The sequence below is a fragment of the Chryseobacterium sp. MMO-72 genome (assembly GCF_037146035.1).
GTDB classification, from domain to species: domain Bacteria; phylum Bacteroidota; class Bacteroidia; order Flavobacteriales; family Weeksellaceae; genus Chryseobacterium; species Chryseobacterium indicum.
Map to the genome: position 1 here is coordinate 115,862 of NZ_JBBCWG010000007.1, position 23,021 is coordinate 138,882.

16 protein-coding genes are annotated in these 23,021 nt (G+C 36.6%); 6 read left to right on the forward strand and 10 right to left on the reverse strand.

Features of this window, described 5'->3' with window-relative positions:
• Positions 1 to 38: 38 nt before the first annotated feature.
• The 7 genes from WFH39_RS11680 to WFH39_RS11710 form a co-directional block, all read right to left on the reverse strand.
• The gene (locus WFH39_RS11680) at positions 39 to 3,644 is read right to left on the reverse strand and encodes a choice-of-anchor L domain-containing protein (protein ID WP_336690027.1); all 3,606 of its coding nucleotides are present in this window, start codon (positions 3,642 to 3,644) and stop codon (positions 39 to 41) included.
• A gap of 246 nt (positions 3,645 to 3,890) precedes the next feature.
• Positions 3,891 to 6,251, reverse strand: a complete 2,361-nt coding sequence (locus tag WFH39_RS11685) for a choice-of-anchor L domain-containing protein (RefSeq protein WP_336690028.1) — start codon at positions 6,249 to 6,251, stop codon at positions 3,891 to 3,893.
• 196 nt (positions 6,252 to 6,447) lie between these two features.
• Positions 6,448 to 6,981: a DUF1003 domain-containing protein gene (locus WFH39_RS11690; protein ID WP_290265057.1), complete on the reverse strand. Its 534-nt coding sequence runs from the start codon at positions 6,979 to 6,981 to the stop codon at positions 6,448 to 6,450.
• Positions 6,982 to 6,993: 12 nt separating this feature from the next.
• Positions 6,994 to 7,764: a TIGR02757 family protein gene (locus WFH39_RS11695; protein ID WP_442891706.1), complete on the reverse strand. Its 771-nt coding sequence runs from the start codon at positions 7,762 to 7,764 to the stop codon at positions 6,994 to 6,996.
• 5 nt (positions 7,765 to 7,769) lie between these two features.
• Positions 7,770 to 8,684 (reverse strand): ribonuclease Z, encoded by a 915-nt coding sequence (locus WFH39_RS11700; RefSeq protein WP_336690029.1) that lies wholly within the window; start codon positions 8,682 to 8,684, stop codon positions 7,770 to 7,772.
• A 145-nt stretch (positions 8,685 to 8,829) separates the two neighbouring features.
• The gene (gene rdgB / locus WFH39_RS11705) at positions 8,830 to 9,405 is read right to left on the reverse strand and encodes an RdgB/HAM1 family non-canonical purine NTP pyrophosphatase (RefSeq protein WP_442891707.1); all 576 of its coding nucleotides are present in this window, start codon (positions 9,403 to 9,405) and stop codon (positions 8,830 to 8,832) included.
• 119 nt (positions 9,406 to 9,524) lie between these two features.
• Positions 9,525 to 10,355 carry a CPBP family intramembrane glutamic endopeptidase gene (locus WFH39_RS11710; RefSeq protein ID WP_336690030.1) on the reverse strand — a complete coding sequence of 277 codons (831 nt, stop codon included), beginning with the start codon at positions 10,353 to 10,355 and terminating at the stop codon, positions 9,525 to 9,527.
• Positions 10,356 to 10,731: 376 nt separating this feature from the next.
• Between WFH39_RS11710 and WFH39_RS11715 the strand changes: the two genes are divergently transcribed.
• The 4 genes from WFH39_RS11715 to WFH39_RS11730 all read left to right on the forward strand — a co-directional run bounded on the left by WFH39_RS11715 (position 10,732) and on the right by WFH39_RS11730 (position 16,558).
• Positions 10,732 to 11,910, forward strand: coding sequence for an MFS transporter (locus WFH39_RS11715; RefSeq protein WP_336690031.1), 1,179 nt, complete (start codon positions 10,732 to 10,734; stop codon positions 11,908 to 11,910).
• A gap of 733 nt (positions 11,911 to 12,643) precedes the next feature.
• The gene (locus tag WFH39_RS11720) at positions 12,644 to 14,239 is read left to right on the forward strand and encodes a peptide chain release factor 3 (protein ID WP_214589148.1); all 1,596 of its coding nucleotides are present in this window, start codon (positions 12,644 to 12,646) and stop codon (positions 14,237 to 14,239) included.
• Between the two features lie 100 nt (positions 14,240 to 14,339).
• On the forward strand, positions 14,340 to 15,263 hold the full coding sequence (locus WFH39_RS11725) for a restriction endonuclease (protein ID WP_116547717.1): 924 nt from the start codon (positions 14,340 to 14,342) through the stop codon (positions 15,261 to 15,263).
• 344 nt (positions 15,264 to 15,607) lie between these two features.
• Complete coding sequence (locus tag WFH39_RS11730; protein WP_336690032.1) at positions 15,608 to 16,558, forward strand: DUF4349 domain-containing protein; 951 nt, start codon at positions 15,608 to 15,610, stop codon at positions 16,556 to 16,558.
• Between the two features lie 261 nt (positions 16,559 to 16,819).
• Here the strand turns inward: WFH39_RS11730 and WFH39_RS11735 are convergent, their stop codons facing one another.
• Positions 16,820 to 17,959: an acyl-CoA dehydrogenase family protein gene (locus WFH39_RS11735; protein WP_116099329.1), complete on the reverse strand. Its 1,140-nt coding sequence runs from the start codon at positions 17,957 to 17,959 to the stop codon at positions 16,820 to 16,822.
• A gap of 242 nt (positions 17,960 to 18,201) precedes the next feature.
• Here WFH39_RS11735 and WFH39_RS11740 point away from each other — a divergent pair, with 242 nt between their 5' ends.
• Together WFH39_RS11740 and WFH39_RS11745 are read left to right on the forward strand one after the other, a co-directional pair.
• Positions 18,202 to 19,980: an AMP-dependent synthetase/ligase gene (locus WFH39_RS11740; RefSeq protein ID WP_336690033.1), complete on the forward strand. Its 1,779-nt coding sequence runs from the start codon at positions 18,202 to 18,204 to the stop codon at positions 19,978 to 19,980.
• On the forward strand, positions 19,964 to 20,665 hold the full coding sequence (locus WFH39_RS11745; protein ID WP_336690034.1) for a hypothetical protein: 702 nt from the start codon (positions 19,964 to 19,966) through the stop codon (positions 20,663 to 20,665). Before WFH39_RS11740 ends, WFH39_RS11745 begins: the two co-directional genes overlap by 17 nt.
• A 466-nt stretch (positions 20,666 to 21,131) precedes the next feature.
• On the opposite strand, the gene WFH39_RS11750 is transcribed toward WFH39_RS11745, so the two are convergent.
• On the reverse strand, positions 21,132 to 21,908 hold the full coding sequence (locus WFH39_RS11750) for a zinc ribbon domain-containing protein (RefSeq protein ID WP_076392508.1): 777 nt from the start codon (positions 21,906 to 21,908) through the stop codon (positions 21,132 to 21,134).
• A 3-nt stretch (positions 21,909 to 21,911) separates the two neighbouring features.
• Complete coding sequence (locus tag WFH39_RS11755; protein ID WP_336690035.1) at positions 21,912 to 23,009, reverse strand: Nif3-like dinuclear metal center hexameric protein; 1,098 nt, start codon at positions 23,007 to 23,009, stop codon at positions 21,912 to 21,914.
• Positions 23,010 to 23,021 lie beyond the last annotated feature (12 nt).

A 23,021-nucleotide genomic window follows, 5' to 3' on the forward strand; every position in this document is an offset into this window, starting at 1 on the left:
AAACCTCCCGGTTGGGAGGTTTTCAATTTAAATATCTTTTAATTTCTGTTTTTCAGCAAAATCCATCCGCTTCTCAGCTCAAGTTTTTTACTGGCCGGATTTTCCCATTGTACTCTGTACCAGTAAGTAGCAGTTGGAAGCACCAAACTTCCTCTCAACATTCCGTTCCAGAAAGTCTGGTTCTTGGATGCTTTAAATACTTCCTGTCCGTATCTGTCGAAAATGGAAGCTGCAAAATTGTTATAATTGCTGATTCCTGTAAAATCTACAATATCATTTTTTCCATCAGAATTTGGTGTAATGGCATTGATTATAACAAATGTAAAGAACGATATGGAAGTGCTGCATTTCGCATCTTTTACCCTTACCAGAAGATTATAATTAGCATTATCCAGTATATTGTAGAAAATATTTGAGGTCTGCCAGCTAAAACCATTATCAGCAGAATATTCCAGAGTTCCGCCTGTCGGATTTGTCGTAGACAGTGTTAAAATATGGTTCTCGTAGGAAATATTTGTAAACTGCGGCAATGTAGGATTGATAAGCTGTGCAGAAAATACCTTAGAACAAACTCCATTACTTATCGTTACCGTATAAGTTCCCGGTGTACTTACAGAGATCGTTTGTGTTGTTGCTCCTGTATTCCATACGTATGTATAATTTGTTCCTGAACCTGCATCTAAGATCCCTGAATCTCCCGCGCAAACATTAACATCTTTCAGAGTAGAGACAATTGCCGGTACAACCTGAATGGTAATTGAAGTAGGATTAGCAACTTTACATCCATTTCCTCCTAACGCAAAAACAGAATAAGTAGTCGTGGATGTTGGAGATACAATTTGTGTACTTCCATTGCCCGGTAAACCTACCCATTCGTAAGTAACGCCGCCGGTTGCTGTTAAAGTTACAGATTCACCCGCGCATATTTTCATTTGAGAAGCAGTTAAAACTGCTACAGGAGGAGCCACGATTATTGTAATGGTAGCTGGAGTCGCTGAAACACATCCATTCGCACCCACAGCAAAAACAGTGTATGTAGTTGTAGAAGCAGGAGAAACGACCTGCGTATTTCCATTTCCTGTAAGCCCCGTCCAGTTGTAGGTTGCACCACCGGAAGCGGTTAAAGTAACAGATTCCCCTGAACATATCTGTAATGCCGTAGAAGTTACAGTTGTTACAGGAGCTGTTGTATTTTGTGTTACCGAAACATTTGAAGTATACGTACAGCTTACATTTCCGGGCTGGTTGATATTGGTTACCGTTAAAGTATATATTCCACCCGCGTTTACCACCGGAGTTAATGTATTGGCTCCAGAAACAATATTTCCACCACCGGTTGCAGTCCATGTAATGGTAGAACCTGCAGGAATTACAGAAGACGAAGCATTCAATGTAATCTGAGGTGTGGTACAGGTAATCTGCTGAGGCGGATTAATGGTTAAAGTGGTCTGAGGCGTAGATAAAAGCTGTAAGGTTACTACATTCTTACATCCTCCGTTCGTTACCAGAACATATATCGTCTGTCCTCCTGCACTGTTAAAAGACGCAGGATTTGCAATGGTATTCGTATTTCCGGCATTGGCATCCACAACATTTAGATAATAGGCAAAAGTAACGCCTGTTGCTGTTGTAATCTGAGGCTGCGCTTCCGTTAAATTATAATTAATCCCTCCGTTCTGATAACATTTTAACAAAGTTGCATTCTGAACGGTAATTGGCTGAGTCACCTGTATCGTAATCGTTGCAGGAGTAGCAGAAACGCATCCGTTCGCACCTACTGCAGTTACTGTATAAGTGGTCGTTGTTGTAGGAGAAACAGTTTGTGTAGCTCCGTTTCCGGAAAGACCTACCCAATTATAAGTAGCTCCACCGGAAGCCGTTAAAGTTACTGATTCTCCTGAACAGATTAAAACTTTTGAAGCCGTTAATCCTGTGGTTGGTGGTGCACTGTCTCCTGTAACCGTTACATTTGCGGTTCCCGTACAGGTAAGATTTCCCGGCTGATAAATATTAGAAATAGTTAAAGTATACGTTCCCGCGGTATTTACAACAGGATTTAAGGTATTTGCTCCTGAAACAATATTTCCGTTGGTAGTTGTCCAGCTGAATGTAGAACCTGTAGGATATACTGAACTCGAAGCATTTAACGTAACCTGTGAATTCGTACATGTTAAAACTCCCGGTGTGGCAATCGTTGCTGTAATCTGAGGAGCTTTTATCAATTGTAATTCGGCAACTTTGGAACAAAAACCATTTTTAACTGAAACATACACCGTCTGTCCCGGACTTGAAAAAGCGGTCGGATTAGCAATCGTATTTCCGTTTCCTGCAACCGCATCTGTCTGATTCACATAATAAGCAAATGTAGCTCCCGGTGTTGTACTGATTGAAGGTTGTGCCGATGTTAAGTTGAAAGTAGCATTCCCCTGCGTGTAACAGGAAGTAAGTGTTGCATTCTGAACCGTCGGCGAAGTCCCTCCAACAACAGTAATAGAAGCCGTTCCCGGACATGTATTTCCAGGTAAAAATACCTGCACCGAATATACTCCCGGCTGTGTAGCTGTATAGGAAGCATTTGTCGCTCCCGGAATAGGATTTGTTCCCAGATACCACTGATAAGTAGCTCCGCCTCCCTGAACTGATGCCGTAAATGTCTGCGGAGCGTTATCACAAACATTAACTGATGAAGGAAGCGTAACTCCCGCCGGATCTAATAACTGCACGCCAATATCGAAAGATCCTGCTTCAAGAAATACCGCAGAATCGAAATTAGCATCCTGATAATCTGCCAAAACCATTTTAAAATGATAAGTCTGTCCCGGAATTACCGTTGCTGTTGCCGTTAACGGAACAGTACGTCCGTTAAAGTTCGTTTCGATCTGAGGGATGTTATATCCTCCGAAATAAGATACGTTTGCAGCTCCACAAGCTAACGGTGCTCCCGTCTGATATTGTGTGGAAGGGTGAATATTGGTAACACTTACAGGTCCTGCTCCTCCCGGTAAAACGGCAAGATTGGTATATGGATCCCCTACTTTTTTCAATAAAAGTGCAAAACCGTCACTGATAGTACAAGGGAAGTTTGTCTGATATTCTTTTGAAGCAAATAAATATCTGAAACTCACTTTTGTAGAAGCCGGAACAAAATCGAATTCTATATAAGTCGCATCATTAAGCTGATTGTTAGGAACTCCAAGAGCCGCCGCCAAATCTGCATCTCCTCCAGAACCTAAACCGTCACTTAAAGTACCCTGAAGATCATTTCCTGCTTTTCTCGCATATCCTGTCGTAAGAACAATTCCTTTGGCAAAAGGAAAATTAGTGGTTGCTTTATTAAAATATCCCCAGCTTCTGTTTTGGTCTGTCACTGCTAAATTAGGAGAAACAGATACATTGGTTACGTTAGCTGCGGAACATGTAGACCCTCCACTAATGAGCACATCTTTTACCAGTTGTGTTATGCTGTATGCAGACTCCGGATAAGCCGCAGTATTTACGTCTATAAAAGCTCCGGCTTTCATATTTTCAGGGGTTTGTCTGCTCGTTACACCTTTTCCGTCCCTGCCCTTTTGAGCATTGGCGAAACTCCCTACAAAAACCAAAAGCAAAGCCAAAAATAAATTTTTTGTCCTCCTATTTAACATTTTATATTATTTTAAACAAAAATACTACTTTTTTTAATTGAATTTCAATTCGGTACTAATTACATTATCACTAATACAATTAAATATATTATAAAAAGAGTAATTTCAATTATCTGTAAAACGTAAAAAAGACCAACAAATTGTTGGCCTTTTTACTATTGATTTAAATTTTTTCCGCTCATAGTTTATCAATCTTGTGCTTAGTTTTAAAGCTGTTTCACAAAGACTGTAACAAATTACCGATAATTATTCGAAATTTTTCAATAAGATCCAGCCTGTCTTTACAACCGGCTTTTTACTTGCAGGATCTTCGAAGCTTACCTGATACCAGTAGGATGAGGTATTCAGTCTTTTACCTTGGAAATATCCGTCCCAATAAGGCTGTAAGCTGCTTTCCCTGTAAACTTCTTTACCGTAACGATCGAAAATAGAAGCTTTAAAGTCTTTATTTTTATTAACGATTCGGAAATCGATGATGTCGTTAATGTTATCTCCGTTTGGCGTGATAACGTTCTGCATTACAAATGTGAAATACTCAAGGAAGCCTACACAGCTTGTTTTCTTCACTCTTACTCTGATGGAGATCACCGTATTTCTGGGCACGTTGGTAAACGTATTGGAATCCTGCCATGTTAAACCATTATCCACAGAATATTCCAAAGCACCGTTACTTGGGTTACTTGCTGTAATAATCATGGTTCCGTTTTCATTATAGTTAACATTAATAACTTCCGGAATAACCGCCTGAATAACCTGTGTTGTAAAGACTTTCGAACACACTCCATTGGTAATGGTTACACTGTATGTTCCCGGAGTTCCTACAGAAATCGTCTGAGATGTCGCTCCATTACTCCAAAGATAACTGTAGTTCGGTCCTGCTCCTGCATCTAAATTAATAACATCGCCCTGACAAATCATTCCTCCTGAAAGTGTTGATTTAATAGCCGGAACAACTTCTACGGTAACAGATGCCGGCTGTAAGGATTTACATCCCTGTGTTCCGATCGCATAAACAGAATACGTTGTTGTCTGCGTTGGAGAAACAGTCTGCGTAGCTCCGGTTCCCGATAAATTCGTCCATTGATAGGTTGCTCCGTTCGAAGCTGTTAATGTTGTGGATTCGCCTAAGCAGATTCTCACTTTTGTCGCGGTAAGCTGTGCAACAGGTGTCGCTTCTTTTCTTAAAGTTAAAGTCACCGTTTTGCTACAGAAGGCTCCATTGGAAACCACTACATATAAAACCTGCCCGTCAGTTCCGTTATAGCTTGCCATTTGTGCAGCAGTAAGATAATTTCCATTCTGGGCAACTGCATCAGCCTGATTCACATAATAACGTACTACAGCAGTAGTAGAGGTTGTAATCTGCGGTGTTGCATCATTTAAATTAAATGTTGCCAGAGACGGCGTTGTACAAAGTTTTAAAGTAGCGTTCTGTGCAGGAGGTGTTGTTCCTCCTACAATAGTAACGGTAGCTGTCTGACAATTGGTTCCTCCCACAAATGTTCTTACAACATAGACTCCCGGTTCTGTTGCAATGTATGTAGCACTTGTTGTACCCGGTATGGCAACACCATCTTTGTACCATTGGAAAGTCATTCCCGGAACGGAAGCAATTTGTGCCGTTAAAGTTTGTGGCGTATTGTCACACATATTAACGCTTGTTAATGGATTTCCATTTCCGTCTACAATGGTCATTCCGATATCAAAAGATCCTCCCTGAAGAAAAACCGCAGAGTCAAAACTGCTGTCGGAAGCATCAGCCAGAACCATTTTAAAATGATACGTCTGTCCCGGAATTACCGTTGCCGTCGCTGTTAAAGGAATTGTTCTTCCATTAAAATTCGTTTCAATATTTGCGGTGTTCATTCCTCCAAAATACGCTTCATTGATAGGTCCGCACGTGAAACCGTTACCTGCAGGAACAATATTGGTAACACTTACAGGTCCCGCTGTTCCCGGTAAAATTGCCATATTGGTATAGGTAGGATCTCCAACTTTTTTGAGTAATAAAGCAAAACCATCGGAATAAACTCCACATGGGAAATTAGACGTATATTCTTCCGAAGCAAAAATATAATTAAATTTTACCTGAGTACTGTTAGGAACGAAGTCAAATTCAATAAAAACAGCATCTTTTAAAGGAGCCAAAGGGTTAATTGCCGTTACAAGATCCGGATCACTTACCGTAGAACCGGGAACAGTATCACTTAATCCGCTTTCCAGAACATTTCCCGCTCTTCTGGCTTTCCCTGTTACGAGAACAACACCGTCCGTAAACGGAAAAGCAGTAGTTCCTTTATGAAAATATCCCCACGCTCTTTCCGTGTCTGTTGCAGGCTGGTTGGGCGAAACGGTAACATTGGTAACGTTGGCAACCGCACAACTGGAGCCACCGGAAATCAGAACGTTTTTAACAAGCTGCTCTATATTGTAAGAAGATGGCGCGTAAGATGCCACATTCACATCAATAAAAGCTCCGGACTTCAGACTCGCACCGGAATGCTTTTCTGTTATCGGTTTTCTGGACGTTTTTTGGGCAAAAACAGATCCTGAAACCAAGAGTAAAACTAAAAAGAAACAGTAGTTTTTTAATCTATAATTTAACATTTTGTTGTTGTTTGTTCAAAAATACTAAATTATTGGCTAAAATCAGAACAAAAAATAAGCATTATAATACAAATAACCCAAAATATTTTAAAATTAAAGAAATAACAGATAATCTATCTGAATAATAAAAAAAGACTGATAAATTTATCAGTCTTTTTTTATGGAATTGTAATAATTCAGCAATTATATCTGCTGATTAGTTATCTTTTTTCAGTTCATCAATCATATTCTGCAATTCTGAAATCTTATCTTTCAATGCTTTAATTTCATTTTTATTGGAACTTACATTGCTTTTCAGCATTACATTTTTGGCGCGCTCATTGTGGTCTTCCTCATCTTCATCCTCGTTAATTTCTTCAATATCTTCCTGAATGTCTTCGATGTCTTCATTAATTTCTTCTATATCCTCACTGATTTCCTCAATATCTTCGCTGATCTCTTCAATGTCTTCCTGAATATCCTCAATATCTTCCTGAATATCTTCGATTTTCTCATGGCTTTTATTTACCGACATCTGAATGAAAATGGCAAGATAAATTGCCTCCAATGAAACTACTGTGGTAAGAATCAGCAGCATCTTATCAAACTCTACAAGATGAAGAATAGGCAGAAGAAAAGAAATCAAAAAAAACAGCGTATGTGCAATGAGCGAGGGAATAGAACCAATCCACCATGTAATTCCGTTTGCAATTCTTTCTAACATTTCAATTTTTTCTTCGTTCTTTTTCATTGCGTTTCAATTTTAAAGTAATTCCTTTGTAACTCCCAGTCCAAACAATGCAAAATCGTATTTTGCAGGATCTTTTTCATCAAATGTACGGATCACAAGATCCAGTTCTTCCACCGTTTTCCAGTCATTCTGCGTTCTGGTAATAAGTCCCAGTTTTCTCGAAATATTTCCGGTATGTACATCCAAAGGAATCGACAGATGTTTCGGATCTGTATTTTCCCAAAGACCAAAATCTACGCCACGTTTATCTTTACGCACCATCCAGCGCAGAAACATAATAATTCTTTTGGTGGAAGAATTTTTATACGGTGAACTTACGTGTTTATGTGTTCTATGCTTTTCTGTTCCCAGAAATTGTGTTCTGAAACGTTCAATTCCGTGAGAAAAATTAACTTCAGAATCATTTACCCTGAATAAATCCTCCAGACTTTCATTCTCAGTATAAATCCTATTAAACTGTTTAATAAAATAAGCAAAATCTTCCCCGTTAAACGTTCTGTGGACACTTTTGCCTTCAAGAAATTTCAAATCCTTTTCCGAATGATTCAAAACAAAATCGTAAGGCGAATTCCCCATAATATCGAGCATTTTTTCTGCCGATTTAATGATCGCTTTTCTGTTTCCCCATGAAATTGTCGCCGCCAGAAATCCTGCAATTTCAATATCCTGTTTCAGAGAAAAACGATGTGGAATCTGGATCGGATCATTTTCTATAAATTCAGGATCATTGTATTGGTCTGCCTTTTCATCTAAGAAGATTTTCAGTTCTTCAAACTTCAACATTATTTTTAAATTTTTACAGGTTCCAGTGCTTTCGGTAGGAAAGTATTGGGAAAAATAGTTCTTGCTTCATCGGTAAATACGGTAAGATCTCCGTATCGATTGGAAAAATGTCCTAAGATCAGTTTTCCGACTTCTGCTTTTCTCGCAACTGTTGCAGCTTCCAAAGCAGTTGTATGCCCTGTGTAATCTGCCATTTCTTTCAAATCGTGAAGAAATGTAGATTCATGATAAAGCACAGTTACATTTTTAATGATCGGAATCACACTTTCCAGATATCTCGTATCGCTGCAAAAAGCGTAAGACACAGAAGGTGCAGGTTCTACGGTAAGAATTTCATTTTTAAGAACATATCCATCGCTTAAAACAAAATCTTTTCCGGCTTTTATATTGTGATAATCACAGGTTTCTATTTCGCTGTACTTTGCGATTTCCTTCATGTTCAAATGCCTGTCTTTCGGTTTTTCTTTAAATAAATATCCGTTGCAGTATATTCTGTGATCCAAAGGAATGGTGTACACTTCTACCTTGTTGTCTTCGTAAATTTTCTCTGAATAATCTTTATCCAGTTCATGATAAACCACTTCAAAACCACGGCGTGTTTCTGTAATCGTGAAAATAGTTTCCAGCATTTTCTTAATTCCTTTCGGACCGTAAACGTGAAGCGGCGTTTCTCTTCCCAAAAGTCTGAAGGAAGCAATAAGCCCCGGTAAACCAAAACAGTGATCTCCGTGAAGATGAGAAATAAATATATGATTGATCTTCGAAAATTTCGCTTTAGCTTTTCTCAACTGTACCTGCGTTCCTTCCCCGCAATCGATGAGGAAAGACCGTTCTTCCATCTCCAGAAACTGCGCGGTAGGAGAAGAATTTATCGTAGGAATTGCTGAATTAAAGCCTAATATCGTTAAATAAGTACTCAAATCGATGGTTTATTAAGGTGACAAATGTACGGATTTAGGTTAAGACTAAGATTTAGGCTGAGATTAAAATTGCGTAGTGGAAACCAATTTAAATATCTAAATTCTGGTTTCTGTTTTTACCATAAATCTTAGCCTCAACCTCAAACTATTCTTTCCCTTTCAGGAAATCCAAAAATAGATCCAAAGCCTGTTTTCTGTGGCTGATTTTGTTTTTATCCTGCGGTTCCATCTCTGCAAAAGTCATGTCGTACCCTTCCGGAACAAAGATCGGATCGTAGCCGAACCCTTTGAAACCTTTATTTTCTTTCAGTAAATTTCCGTGAACCCTTCCGTCGAAATATTTGGCTCCGTTTTCGTCATAATAGCATAAAACAGTAATGAAATACGCTTTTCTGTTTTCAATACCTTCCATTTCGCTCAAAACTTTTTCGATATTTTTGGCAAAATCATGATTTCCTGCATAACGCGCGGAAAAAATTCCCGGTCTTCCGTCCAGAGATTCTACAACCAGTCCGCTGTCGTCGCCCAAACTTGGAATTCCTGTTTTTTCGAAGCAGTATTTCGCCTTAATTAATGCATTCGCATTGAAAGAATCTCCGTCTTCTACGATTTCGTCATGAAGATCATAATCGGCAAGACTTTTTACGACAAAACCATCTCCTAAAATCTGTTGAATTTCTTCTTTCTTATGTATGTTGTGCGTTGCTACCAGTAATTCCATATTCAATTTCATTTATTTAATTTCTATTTTTTGTTTAAATCTTAAATCATCATCACAAATAACACCAACGATATTAGTGAAATTCGTGTTTAAAAATCTAGTGCCATTCGTGTTTAGATTTAAATTTCAGAGTAATGCACTTTGTATTTTTTCATGAAAAGAAAATAAAACAAGGAGAAAAGTGCAATTCCTATCGTCAGTATGATCCATTCCGAAACTTTAAAAGCATCTGCGAAGCTTTCCGTTTTCACATAAGTGATTAATAAGGTGGAACATAAATTATTAAAACCATGCAAAAGCATTGGTAAAAGCAGAGATTTTGTTTTATAATAGACCAATCCCAGAACGCATCCTAACAGAACCGCTCCCACAAACTGCCACGGGTTTCCGTGAATCACTCCGAATATGACAGAAGCAAAAACAATTGCCATTTTCGGTTCAACACCCTTATTCATCAATCCTTTCTGGATAATTCCCCTGAAAATAATTTCTTCAAAAATAGGCGCACAGATAACGGCAGTAATGATCATCACAACCGGATCATCGGTAAGTTTTTCCATCATCTGCGTGAAAAAATTGTAATACTTTCCGAAAAAAGGTCCCGTTGTAGGAATTTGGGCTGTAATAAATTCTGCAATAAACATCATCCCGATCATCATTGGAAAAATCAGGAGATAGGTAGAAAAATTAGTGGGAGAAAAATTGAAATTCAGCTTCATTCCCGTTGTTCTTCTCACAATGAAAAAATCAAAGAAAGCAATCGCTGTAAGAAATCCTGCGGCATTGGTAATCATAAAAAACCAGTCTCTGTACTGTAGATTTTCTTTGAAAGTAAACACCCAGAAAACATTAAAGGATGAAACCACCATTGTTCCAAAAAACAATCCTGCCACTAAAACAAGACCGCCAATCCATGTAAACTTGAAATTCGGATATTTACTTTTTTCCATAGAATCTAAGAATTTATTGAGAAACAAAGATAATTCAATTTATGAGAAAAGAGAATTGCATAGAAGTTTAACCTGAAAATACATTGTTACATTTATGTTTTTTAAAATGTTTAAACAAATTTCAAAATTAACCGCAAAAGTTGCGAAAGACCATTATTCAGCAATAATTAGAATAATCAAAGTTCTCAAAAGAATAAAAACCGAATATTTTTAAAGCTGCTGTTACCTTTTTCATTTGTCGTTATTTAATCTGAATAAAAATTCAGCTTATCTTTTATAACTTTTGCGGTTAAATAAAAAAGGGTAAACAGATTTTAAGTTAAAATTCTCTGTCAGACTGTTTTAATGAAGTAACTTTGCAGCTTAATATTTTCACATGCAGAGTTTGGTAAAAAAGTCGGAGAATGTTAATCTGTCTTTAATCAGTTATGTAAGTTTTACCTTTACAGGGTATTTCATTATCGGATTATCGCTTTCGGTACTTCCTATTTTCATTAATAAAAGTCTTGGGTTCAGTCTGGTGATTGCAGGTTTGATCATCAGTCTGCAATATGTTTCTACATTTTTTCTGAGAGCTTATTCCGGAAAAATAATTGACGGAAAAGGCCCGAAACCAGCCGTTTTATTCAGCATGATCAGTTTTTCGCTGACGGGAATTTTCCTGATCATTGCTTATTATTTTAAATTTTCTCCGTGGTTAAGTTTAACATTTTTGGTCATCACGCGTCTTCTTACAGGCTGCGCGGAAGGAATGATTGGTGCAAGTCCGATTAACTGGGCAATTATGGCGGTCGGAGAAAAACATACGGCAAAAATTATTTCCTACAACGGAGTTGCCTGTTACGGTGCTTTGGCAATCGGAGCTTCTCTGGGGGTAACGATTGAGCATGAATTCAGCTTATACGGAATCGGAATTCTTTCGATTATTCTTGGAATTTTGGGGTTTCTTTTTGCAAAAACCAAAGACAATAAAACCAACACGAATATAAAAGAATCGCAGCCGTTCTGGAAAGTTTTGGGAAAAGTGGCTCCTTTCGGCGTTTGTCTGGCTTTAGGAGGTCTTGGTTTTGCGAGTATTTCTACTTTTATCACTTTATATTACAACTATTTTCACTGGAATAACGGCGCTTTATGTCTGAGTGTTTTCGGGGTACTGTTTGTTGCGGGAAGACTCGTTTTCAATAATGTAATCAATAATTACGGAGGAATTAAAGTCGCTATTGCCTGTCTTTTGGTGGAAACCATTGGACTTTTAATTATTTCATTTGCCACAAATTCCCAAATGGCTCTTGTAGGAGCCGGAGTTACGGGACTTGGGTTTTCATTAATCTTTCCGGCTTTGGGTGTAGTTGCGATTAAAAGCGTGCCTTCATCCAATCAGGGTTCCGCTTTGGCGGGATATGGTCTTTTTATTGATCTTTCTCTGGGTGTTGCAGGACCGCTGATCGGTGGAATTGCCGATCTTTACGGGATGAGTTATACTTTCCCTTTCAGTGCGGCGATGGTTTTTGTGGGATTGGGACTGGCTTATTTACTTAAGCTTAAATACAAATAGCACTAATTTTTACAAGAATTAACAGGACTCAGGTTTGTTTTCGCGAAGGCGCAGGATTTTTTACCAGTCTCAAATCTTTAAGGCGCAAGGATTTTATCTCTGATAAAATTGATCATCAGAATTATAAAATAAAATCTTTGATTTTATCCTTGCGTCTTAAGACTGGAAAACTCTTATTTAAATCTTACGCCTTAGCGTTTTTCCAATAAAATTTAAACTCATCGTTGATCTTTGAAACACGAATAACACAAATGGTTTTCACAAATTCCACGAATTTGATTTTTTTCAGCCTATTTTTAGTTTGGCAAAAGCAAACAAAAAAAGTTGTTTAAAGTAAAACGGCAGAAAACTCTATGGAGTTTTATCTTTGTAGACACCATATTCACAATGTATTCTGCGTTCCGTAGGAACGCTATCTTTAAAAAATTCATCATATTTATAGATATCAATCCTACGGATTGATTTGCGGATTCATTCTTATTTCTACACAGATTCTGCTCCTAAAGGAACAACCTCTCTTATTTCAAACAACTTCAAAATAAAAAATCAAAGATTTTTAAACTAATGTGTCCTGTTACGTATAAAGAATTTAATCTTAAGTTACTAATGTGTTATAATCTTTTGTGAGTTTTCGGTTAAATAAAATTCATGCTTTTTCGTGTAAAAATTTGTGTTTAAACAAAATTTTCAGGATTCGACAAAATTCCCGATTTTTGCAACTTCAAAATACGATATGTCAGACTTAATCAAAGAAATAGAAAAAAGAAAAACCTTCGGAATTATCTCTCACCCGGATGCCGGAAAAACCACTCTTACGGAAAAGCTTTTGCTTTTCGGGGGTGCAATTCAGGAAGCGGGTGCGGTAAAATCCAACAAAATAAAAAAGGGAGCGACCTCCGATTTCATGGAAATTGAAAGACAGAGAGGGATCTCCGTGGCAACGTCCGTTTTGGCTTTTGAATACAGAAACCACAAAATCAACATTCTGGATACTCCCGGTCACAAGGATTTTGCAGAGGATACGTACAGAACTTTAACGGCGGTTGATTCTGTAATCGTTGTAATTGACGTTGCAAAAGGGGTTGAGGAACAGACGGAAAAGCTTGTTCAGGTTTGTAGAATGAGAAATATTCCGATGCTGGTTTTCATTAATAAGCTTGACCGTGAAGGTAAGGATGCTTTCGATTTACTGGATGAGGTGGAACAGAAGTTAGGATTAACGGTTTGCCCGCTTTCTTTGCCAATCGGTATGGGAGCTGACTTTCAGGGAATTTACAATATCTGGGAAAACAATATCCAGTTGTTTTTGGAAGAGAAGAAACAGAAGGTGGGTGAAGCGATAAAGTTTGACAATATTAATGACCCTTCAATTGATGAAGTGATTGGCGAAAAAGCGGCTGCTACTTTAAGAGAGGAACTGGATCTGGTTCAGTCGGTTTATCCGGAATTCAACCGTGAAGATTATATGAAGGGCGATTTGCAGCCTGTTTTCTTTGGTTCGGCTTTGAATAATTTCGGGGTTCGTGAGTTGCTGGATGCTTTTATTGATATTGCACCGATGCCACAACCGAAGGAAAGTGATACGCGTATTGTAAAGCCGGAAGAAAATGGTTTTACAGGATTCGTTTTCAAGATCCACGCAAACATGGATCCGAAGCACAGGGACAGACTGGCTTTTGTTAAAATTGTTTCAGGAACATTCAGAAGAAATGAAAATTATCTTTTGGTAAGAGAGGGCAAAAAAATGAAGTTCTCTTCACCAAATGCTTTCTTCGCGGATAAAAAAGAGGTGGTTGATGAAAGTTTCCCGGGAGATATTGTAGGTCTTCATGATACGGGAAGTTTCAGAATCGGAGATACGTTAACAGGCGGCGAAAAACTGAATTTCAAAGGAATTCCGAGCTTCTCTCCTGAACATTTCAGATATATTAACAACAACGATCCGTTGAAAGCAAAGCAATTGGCAAAAGGGATCGATCAGTTGATGGATGAAGGGGTTGCACAGTTATTTACCCTTGAAATGAACGGCAGAAAGATCATTGGAACGGTTGGAGCGCTTCAGTATGAGGTAATCCAGTATCGTCTGGAGCATGAATATGGGGCAAAATGTACTTACGAACCTCTTTCTATGCATAAAGCTTGTTGGGTTGAAGCGGATGAAAAGTCAGATGAATTCAAGGAATTTGCAAGACTGAAACAGAGATTTTTGGCGAGAGACAAATACAACCAGTTGGTTTTCCTTGCCGATTCTTCTTTCACGATTCACATGACGCAGGAGAAGTTCCCAAATGTGAAACTGCATTTCATCAGTGAGTTTAAGAATGCTTAATTGAAATAAATCAGCTTTAAATAGATTATCCGCGGAAGTTTTTCTGCGGATTTAATTTTTTATAATTATCGTATATTTGACTTTTACTAAATAAAAACTAATGGCAATACCAAAATATAACGAAATTCAACTACCTGTTCTTAAAATTTTATCTGATGGAAAAATTCTAAAATTAAAAGATTTCATTGAACCAATAGCAAAAGAGTTTTCTCTTACTAATGATGAAATTAATGAAATGTATCCTTCAGGAAATGGTCATATTTTTTATGATAGAATTTCTTGGGCATTAAGTTATTTGAATATAGCAGGTTTACTTGAAAAACCAGGAAGAGGGTTATTTAAAATAAATTCAAAAGGAATAGAATTATTACAAAGTCCAGACAAACTTTCTTCTTACGTAGAAAAATCTGTTCAAAAAAGCTACAAACAAAAAAAAGAGCTAGAGATTTCTCCAATTGAAATAACCGAAAATAAATCAGAAGATCTAACTCCTCAGGAAAAACTATATAATTCTTTCAATAAAATTCGCGACACGGTTTATGAAGAAATTTTAAATACTATATTAAGTAAAAGTCCATCTTCATTTGAAAAACTTGTAGTTTTATTATTACAAAAAATGGGTTACGGCGGAGAGATTAAAGATTCTGGTTTAATAACTAAAAAATCCAATGATGGAGGTATAGATGGAATAATTAAAGAAGATATATTAGGATTTGGAAGAATCAATATTCAGGCAAAAAGATATAAGAGAGATTTAGTTATAGGAAGAGAAGAAATACAAAAATTTGTAGGAGCTTTAATGGTTGCACAATCAAATAAAGGTGTTTTCATTACAACATCCTATTTTTCAAAAGGAGCGATCGATTATGTTAAAAATCTTTATGGGAATACAACTGTAGTACTGATTGACGGAATTAAATTAGCTGAATATATTTATAATTTTGGACTTGGAATGCAGGTAGAGCAGCTAATAGAAATTAAGAAAATGGATAGTGATTTCTGGGATTCTATGTCCGATGAATAAACAGTGTAACATCTTATAGTAAATATACATCCGCGGAAATTTTTTCTGCGGATTTTTTTATGAAATTAAATGAAACTTTTATACCATGAAGGATCATGAGTTATCTGAGATTTTTCGACTTCACTTTGTTTCGCTTAAAATGACAGTTCTGAAAATTAAATTCAGATAAGATTTAATTAAGAAAAAAGAAATCAAAGATTAAAAAAACTTTGTAAAACAGCATTTTCTTATTTTACAAAACACTAAAATTCAAATCCTTATCAATTTACATAAGCAAAACAATTCCTTTACAATCTTTACAAAAACTTCCCTCCTAATTTTACCTCATCGAAAAAATTAATGTTATGAGAAAGTTCATATTACTCGTTGCTGTATCAAACACGTTCATTATGTGTAAAAAGGGAGAATCAGCAGTTTCTAAACTGGAAAATACCGCAGATTCTGCAGACAGCGCAATTTCTGTTGCTTCAGAAAAATTAAATGACGTAAGCGAAAAAGCCAATGCTGCGCTGGATTCTGCCAATGTAAAAATTAAGGATTTTGAAAACGCTAAAAATGAAGTGAAAGACAAGATTGAAAATACTTCCAAAATGGTAGATTCTTTATCTGAGAAAATTTCTTCCGTAAGACTGGAATCGAAAACGGAGAAAAAGGATTCGGCTAAAAAAGAAGAAAAAATTGTGGTGAATGTTCCCGCTCCGAAAGTGATTAAAGAAACCAAAATCGTTTATAAAGACAAACCGAAGAATGAAAATTACGAACTGAATGTCCTAAAAAATAAAATGGTAAAATCAGGCTATTTAACCATGAATGCAGACAATGCGGAAACTGTAAGGGAAGTTATAAGACAGGAAACGGTTAGAAACAACGGTGCTGTGACAAAAGAAGAGCTCACTTATGTTGCAGCAGAACCTTCCGATGACAGATCTTCGGAAATGGCAGATCAAAAAGCATATTATCTTCAGATTAAAGTTCCTCTGCAGAATTTTGACCAACTGATGGATGATTTAAGCAGCAATATCGGCAATATTGAAAGTAAAAACATAGAAGTAAAAGGAAATGACTATTATAACAATACGCTTTGTGAGATCAGGATCTCTCTTTTGGATAACGCTCATAAAGCTCCGGAAACTTTTGGTGAAAAATCTTTAGCCGCTGTTTCTTCAGGATGGAGTGTTATTACTTCTATTTTCCTGTTTATTCTGCCGCTTTGGCCATTGTTTTTAATTGCCGGAATCGGATATTATTTTTATAAAAAGAGGGGTAAAAACACAACCAATCATGATGCTCATTAATTTCGAAAGTCCATCCTTTGTGATGGATTTTTATTTTAATATTATTTTAATCATATAATCTCTTATCTAATAATTCTTATTGATATTTTTGATATATCAACAAACATAAGAATACAATCAAGGATTTAACTTTAACGAAAAAATTCAATCAAAAAGATAAATAAAGAGAAAAATTTTATATATTATATTTTGTGGTTCGTGTGAATGTAAAAAGGCTTCCAAATTCGGAAGCCTTTTACTATTTCATGTATAATTAAGCAATTACTTTGCAATGCTTCTTGAAATAACGATCTTCTGGATTTCAGAAGTTCCTTCGTAGATCTGAGTGATTTTGGCATCTCTCATCATTCTTTCTACGTGATATTCTTTCACATATCCGTATCCGCCGTGGATCTGTACAGCTTCAATCGTAGTATCCATTGCCACCTGAGAAGCATATAATTTTGCCATAGCTCCGCTTTCAGAGATATCTTTTCCAGCGTCTTTTTCTACAGCCGCCTTGAAGCAAAGCATTCTTGCTGCCGTGATCTGAGTTGCCATATCTGCCAGTTTAAACGCAATCGCCTGATGATTGATGATTTCTGTTTTAAACGCTTTTCTTGTTTTAGCATATTTTAAAGCCAGTTCATACGCTCCGGAAGCAATTCCTAAAGCCTGAGAAGCAATCCCGATTCTACCACCGTTCAGAACAGCCATTGCGAAATTGAATCCGAAACCGTCCTCCCCTATTCTGTTTTCCTTAGGTACTTTTACGTTATTGAAGATCAAAGAATGCGTATCGCTCCCTCTGATTCCCAGTTTGTCTTCTTTCGGACCGATCTCGAAACCTTCCCAACCTCTTTCTACGATGAAAGCGTTGATTCCTTTATGTTTTTTCTCAGGATCTGTCTGTGCAATTACAATATAGTAAGATGCTGTTCCACCGTTTGTGATCCAGTTTTTAATACCGTTTAAAAGGTAATAATCTCCTTTATCTTCCGCAGTTGTTTTCTGAGAAGTTGCATCAGAACCCGCTTCAGGCTCAGACAAAGCAAAAGCTCCTATTACCTGTCCGCTTGCCAAAGGGGTAAGATATTTTACTTTCTGCTCTTCAGAAGCAAATTTTTCAAGACCGGCACAAACCAAAGAGTTGTTTACAGACATTACCACAGCCGCAGAAGCATCTACTTTTGCAATTTCTTCCATAGCAAGAACGTAAGAAACACTGTCCATTCCGGCACCACCGTATTTAGGATCCACCATCATCCCCATAAGTCCCATTTCTCCCATTTTCTTTACCTGTTCTGCAGGAAACTTCTGGTCGCGGTCTCTTTCGATTACTTCCGGTAAAAGTTCGCTTTGCGCAAAATCTCTTGCTGCCTGCTGAATCATCAGCTGTTCTTCTGATAAATTAAAGTCCATAACATTGAATAATTAGATGGTCGCTAATTTACACTTTTTGGGCAAATCTGAAAATAGAATCATAAATTAGATAAAAACAACGAAAGAAGTTGATTTTTAAATATTCATCATATATATATTAAGTTTGAATTATTAAATATATTATGGCATACATTTTATTAATTTCTAAATAATCACTTGCAATTTCCACAATTAAAAAAAATGCTTATATTTAAAATCCTTTAACAATTACTTAAAAAATCATGACAATCAAAAGATTATTTGATATTCCTCAACATGCATTGAAAACCTATCCCAAGTCGGATATCTTTGTAACCAAATATCATGGTGAATGGAAGAAAACTTCCACACAAGAGTTTATCAATGAAGCCAATAAGATCTCAAGAGGACTTTTAAAGCTTGGCATAAAACCGGGTGATAAAATTGCATTAATCACCACCAATTCCCGAACAGAATGGGCAATAATGGATCTTGGACTTTCCCAGATCGGAGTAGTTTCCGTTCCTGTTTATCCTAGTATTTCTGCCGAAGATTATGAATTTATCTTTACCAATGCCGAGATTAAGTACTGTTTTGTGTCTGATAAAGATCTTTTGAATAAGGTAGTTAAAGTAAAACATAACATTCCTTCATTACAGGGCGTTTTTACTTTCGATAATGTTTCGGGAGCTGCCAACTGGAAAGAAATACTGGATCTTGGCGAAGATGATTCTACGCAGATTGAAGTGGAAGATCTTTCAAATGCTATTAATCCTGAAGATCTGGCCACGATTATTTATACTTCCGGAACCACCGGAAAGCCAAAGGGAGTTATGTTGACGCATCACAATATAGTTTCCAATGTTTTGGGTTCTATCCCAAGAATTCCCAAAAAGAAAGGGCTGGATTATAAAGATACGAGAGTTCTGAGTTTCCTTCCCATCTGTCATATTTTCGAAAGAATGCTTTTCTATCTTTTCCAGTACAACGGTTTTTCGATTTATTTCGCAGAAAGCATTGAAAAAATGGGAGAAAACGTGAAAGAGGTAAAACCTCACTACATGAGCGTTGTACCGAGACTGGTTGAAAAAGTGTATGATAAAATCTACGGAACCGGTTCTTCTGCGGGAGGATTGAAACAGAAGATCTTTTTCTGGGCACTGGATCTGATCTCTAAAAAGAAAAGCGTATCTAAACCATCCGGATTAAAGGAAATTATCGCCGATAAACTGGTATTTAAAAAATGGAGAGAAGGTTTAGGCGGCGAAATTGTTACTTTGGTTTCCGGTTCTGCAGCTTTGTCTACAAGACTGAATTTAATGTTCCAGAATGCAGGAATTCCTATTCTGGAAGGATATGGATTAACGGAAACTTCGCCTGTAATTTCGGTAAATTCTTTCAGCAAAATGAAAATCGGAACGGTAGGATTACCACTTGATAATCTGAGTGTTAAAATTCAGGCAGACGGAGAAATTACGGTAAAAGGACCTTCCGTTTTTAAAGGATACTTTAAAAATGAAGAAATGACGAAAGAAGTTTTTACGGAAGACGGTTATTTCAGAACGGGAGATATCGGACATATCGACAGCGACGGATTTTTACAGATCACCGACCGTAAAAAGGAGATGTTCAAGACTTCCGGAGGAAAATATATTGCACCGCAGACCATAGAAAATTTAGCAAAGGCTTCAAAATTTATCGAACAGATCATGGTTGTAGGAGACGGCGAAAAAATGCCTTGCGCATTGGTACAGCCAGATTTTGAATTTGCAAAAAGCTGGGCATCCAGAAACAATCTGAATGTAGGTTCTACTCCACAGGAAATTGCCAAAAGTGCGGAATTAAAAGAAAGAATTAAAAAAGAGATTGACGATATCAACCAACATTTAGGAAACTGGGAACAGATCAAAAAAATTGAACTTACTCCGGAAGTCTGGAGCATTGATGGAGGTCTTTTAACGCCGACTTTAAAGCTGAAAAGAAAAGCGATTAAGGAAAAATTTATAGATCTTTATAATAAGATGTATGAACGTAAGGACTAAATTTTCAACGAAAATAAAGAATAAAAAAATTAACCGATTCATCATTTTTGGATCGGTAATTTTATTTTCGTCTTGTGAGAAAAATACCGACAACACAAAGATATATTCCCAAAAAGATTCTGTTCAATTTGTTTCGGATATACCAAAAATTCAAGGACTCAGCAGAACAGAACTTATGGATTATGTGAAATCTTCACCAACCATCGAGCCAAACCAGAGCAACGGAATTCCTTTCAGTACGCTTGATTATAATAAAATTATAGCATACGATTTCAAAGGTGATGAAGAATTGTATGATGCTCCGATTGATAAACAGGGAAACTTCATTCCTATCATAGAAAAACAACAGTTTCTGTCACAAGAACAGGCTGATAAAATTTTAAATGCTTTAGCGAAAAAATCCAGTTATGGAGAAGCTTCCGCGGCGTGTTTTAATCCACATTTAGGGTTGGTATTTTTTAATGACAATAAAAAGGTTAACCAGATCAGTATTTGTCTGGATTGCAATGGTTCTACTTCAGAAATTGATATTCCGGCTCGACGTCACAGAGTTTTTAACAAAGGAACCGATGAAGAATATTCTTTTACCGGTTTTACTCCTCAAGGAAAAGCAGCTGTTACTGAGCTTTGCAGAGCAATTAATTTTTACTATAAATCTGCAGACAGTACGAAGGCAAAAAAATAATTTTCTCTGTCGTATTTTTAACACGAATTGCACAAATATTTTCACGAATGGCTCTGTCTAATTATTTCAAAATAAAGCTATTTCAGTTTTCCATTGAATAAAAGCTTTTAAATATTCTTTTTCTTTATAATCACTAATATCATGTATTTAGTTTATATTTATTTTTTTAAAAACTCTATAGAGTTTTATCTGTGTAGACATCATATTAGAAGGACGTTCGGCGTTCCGTAGGAACGCTATCTTTAGAATATTGATCCTATTATAGATATCAACCCTGCGGATTGACTGATAGCTCTTATTTCTACACAGATTCCGCTCCTAAAGGAGCAAAGCTATTTTACCTTAAAAAAACTTCAATACTAAATTGTGCTATTTGTGAAACATTTGCGCAATTAGTGTTTGTTTAAAACCAAAAAAAAGCTGTTCCAAATTTGAAACAGCTTTATATCTTTAAAATCCTAAGTAATTAAAATTTAATTACAGATTTCATTCTTTCGTTTTCTTCCATTACCAACTCGTCGTCAACAAGGATTTTTCCTGAATGCTCATCGATGATGATTTTCTTTCTCTGCGCAATTTCCATCTGCTTTTGCGGTGGAATGGTGAAGAATGATCCTTTCGGAGCGCCTCTTTCCAATCCTACTACAGCAAGACCGTTTGGAGAGTTTGTTCTGATTCTGTTGTATGAAGCCAATAATCTCTCATCAATTTTTTCAGAGAATTCTTTTGATTTCTCGATAAGATATTCTTCTTCTTTCTGAGTTTCAGAGATAAGACCTTCCAATTCTTCTTTCTTGAATTTAAGGTGATTTTTAAGCTCATCAATTTTTGAGTTCAATTCGCTTAACGTTTCGTTTTTGTGACCTATTTTAGCACCGAATTCTTTAATTCTTTTCTCTGCAAGCTGGATTTCAAGCTCCTGATATTCAATCTCCTTACCTAATGCTTCAAACTCTTTATTGTTTCTTACATTATCCTGCTGAGATTTGTATTTTTCAATTAAAGTTTTTGCATGGTTTATTACTTCATGCTTTGTTTTGATCTGATCGTCCTGATCTTTAATTTCTGCATGAAATTTTTCAGCTCTTTTTTCAAGACCTTCGATTTCAATCTCAAGATCCTCTACTTCGATTGGCAATTCTCCTCTTGTATTTCGGATTTCGTCCAATCTAGAATCAATGATCTGCAAATCGTATAAAGCTCTTAACTTCTCTTCAACTGAAATATCGTTGGTTTTTGCCATATTTTAAATGAAATAATTTACCGGGTTTGTTTTCTCAATAGATTTTGAGATTGCAAATGTACTAAATTTTTGTGACAATATTTCAAATAATTGTTGAGTTACAAATTGTTCTGATTCAAAATGCCCTATATCACAGATCATCATTTTCGAATCGGCAAGGAAAAAATCGTGATATTTTACGTCTCCCGTAAGATAAGCATCACATTTTTTGGAAATTGCAGACCGGATGCCGCTTGCTCCGGAACCGCCAAGAACTCCTACTCTTTTAATTTTTTTATTATTGAATCCTGAATGACGGATCATCTCCAGACTGAATTTTTCTTTTACAAATTTTAGAAAATCCTTTTCATCCATCGGCTCATCAAGGTCGCCATACATTCCCAACCCTGAATAATGATTGGTATTTTCCAAACTGTAAATCTGGTGCGCGACTTCCTCATACGGATGTGCCGTTTTCATTGCGTTAACAATCTGTCCCTGTTTGTAATCCTCAAAAATTACAGAAATCATATCCTCATCTGCATTTTCACGGATGTTCTGCTGTCCCGAAAACGGATTCGAGCCTTCAATCGGTCTGAAAGTTCCGTTCCCGTTGATTTTGAAACTGCATTCGTCATAAAATCCGATATTTCCTGCACCTGCCGAAAATAAAGCTTCCTTCACTTTTTCAGAATAATCTTTCGGAACGAAAACCGTAAGCTGTTTCAGATTATTTTTTTTAGGCTGAAGAATTTTTAAATTTTTTAATCCCAACTGATCACAGATTCCACGGTTCACCCCAAAAAAATCATTATCGAAAGCCGTATGAATGGCATAAATTGCAATTTTATTTTCAATAGCTTTTAAAACAGCTCTCTCTACATAGTTTTTCCCTGTTAAAGATTTCAGTCCCGAAAAAATGATTGGATGAAAACATACAATTAAATTACAGTTCTTTTCAATGGCTTCATCCACAACATTTTCCAATGCATCATGGCATACCAGAATTCCGGAGACATTTCTGTCGGGAACCCCGCAAAGCAAACCTACATTATCAAAATCTTCTGCCTGCTGCAGTGGAATTCTTTCTTCTATTTTGGCAATTACCTTACTTATTGTCATTTTATTGTCTAT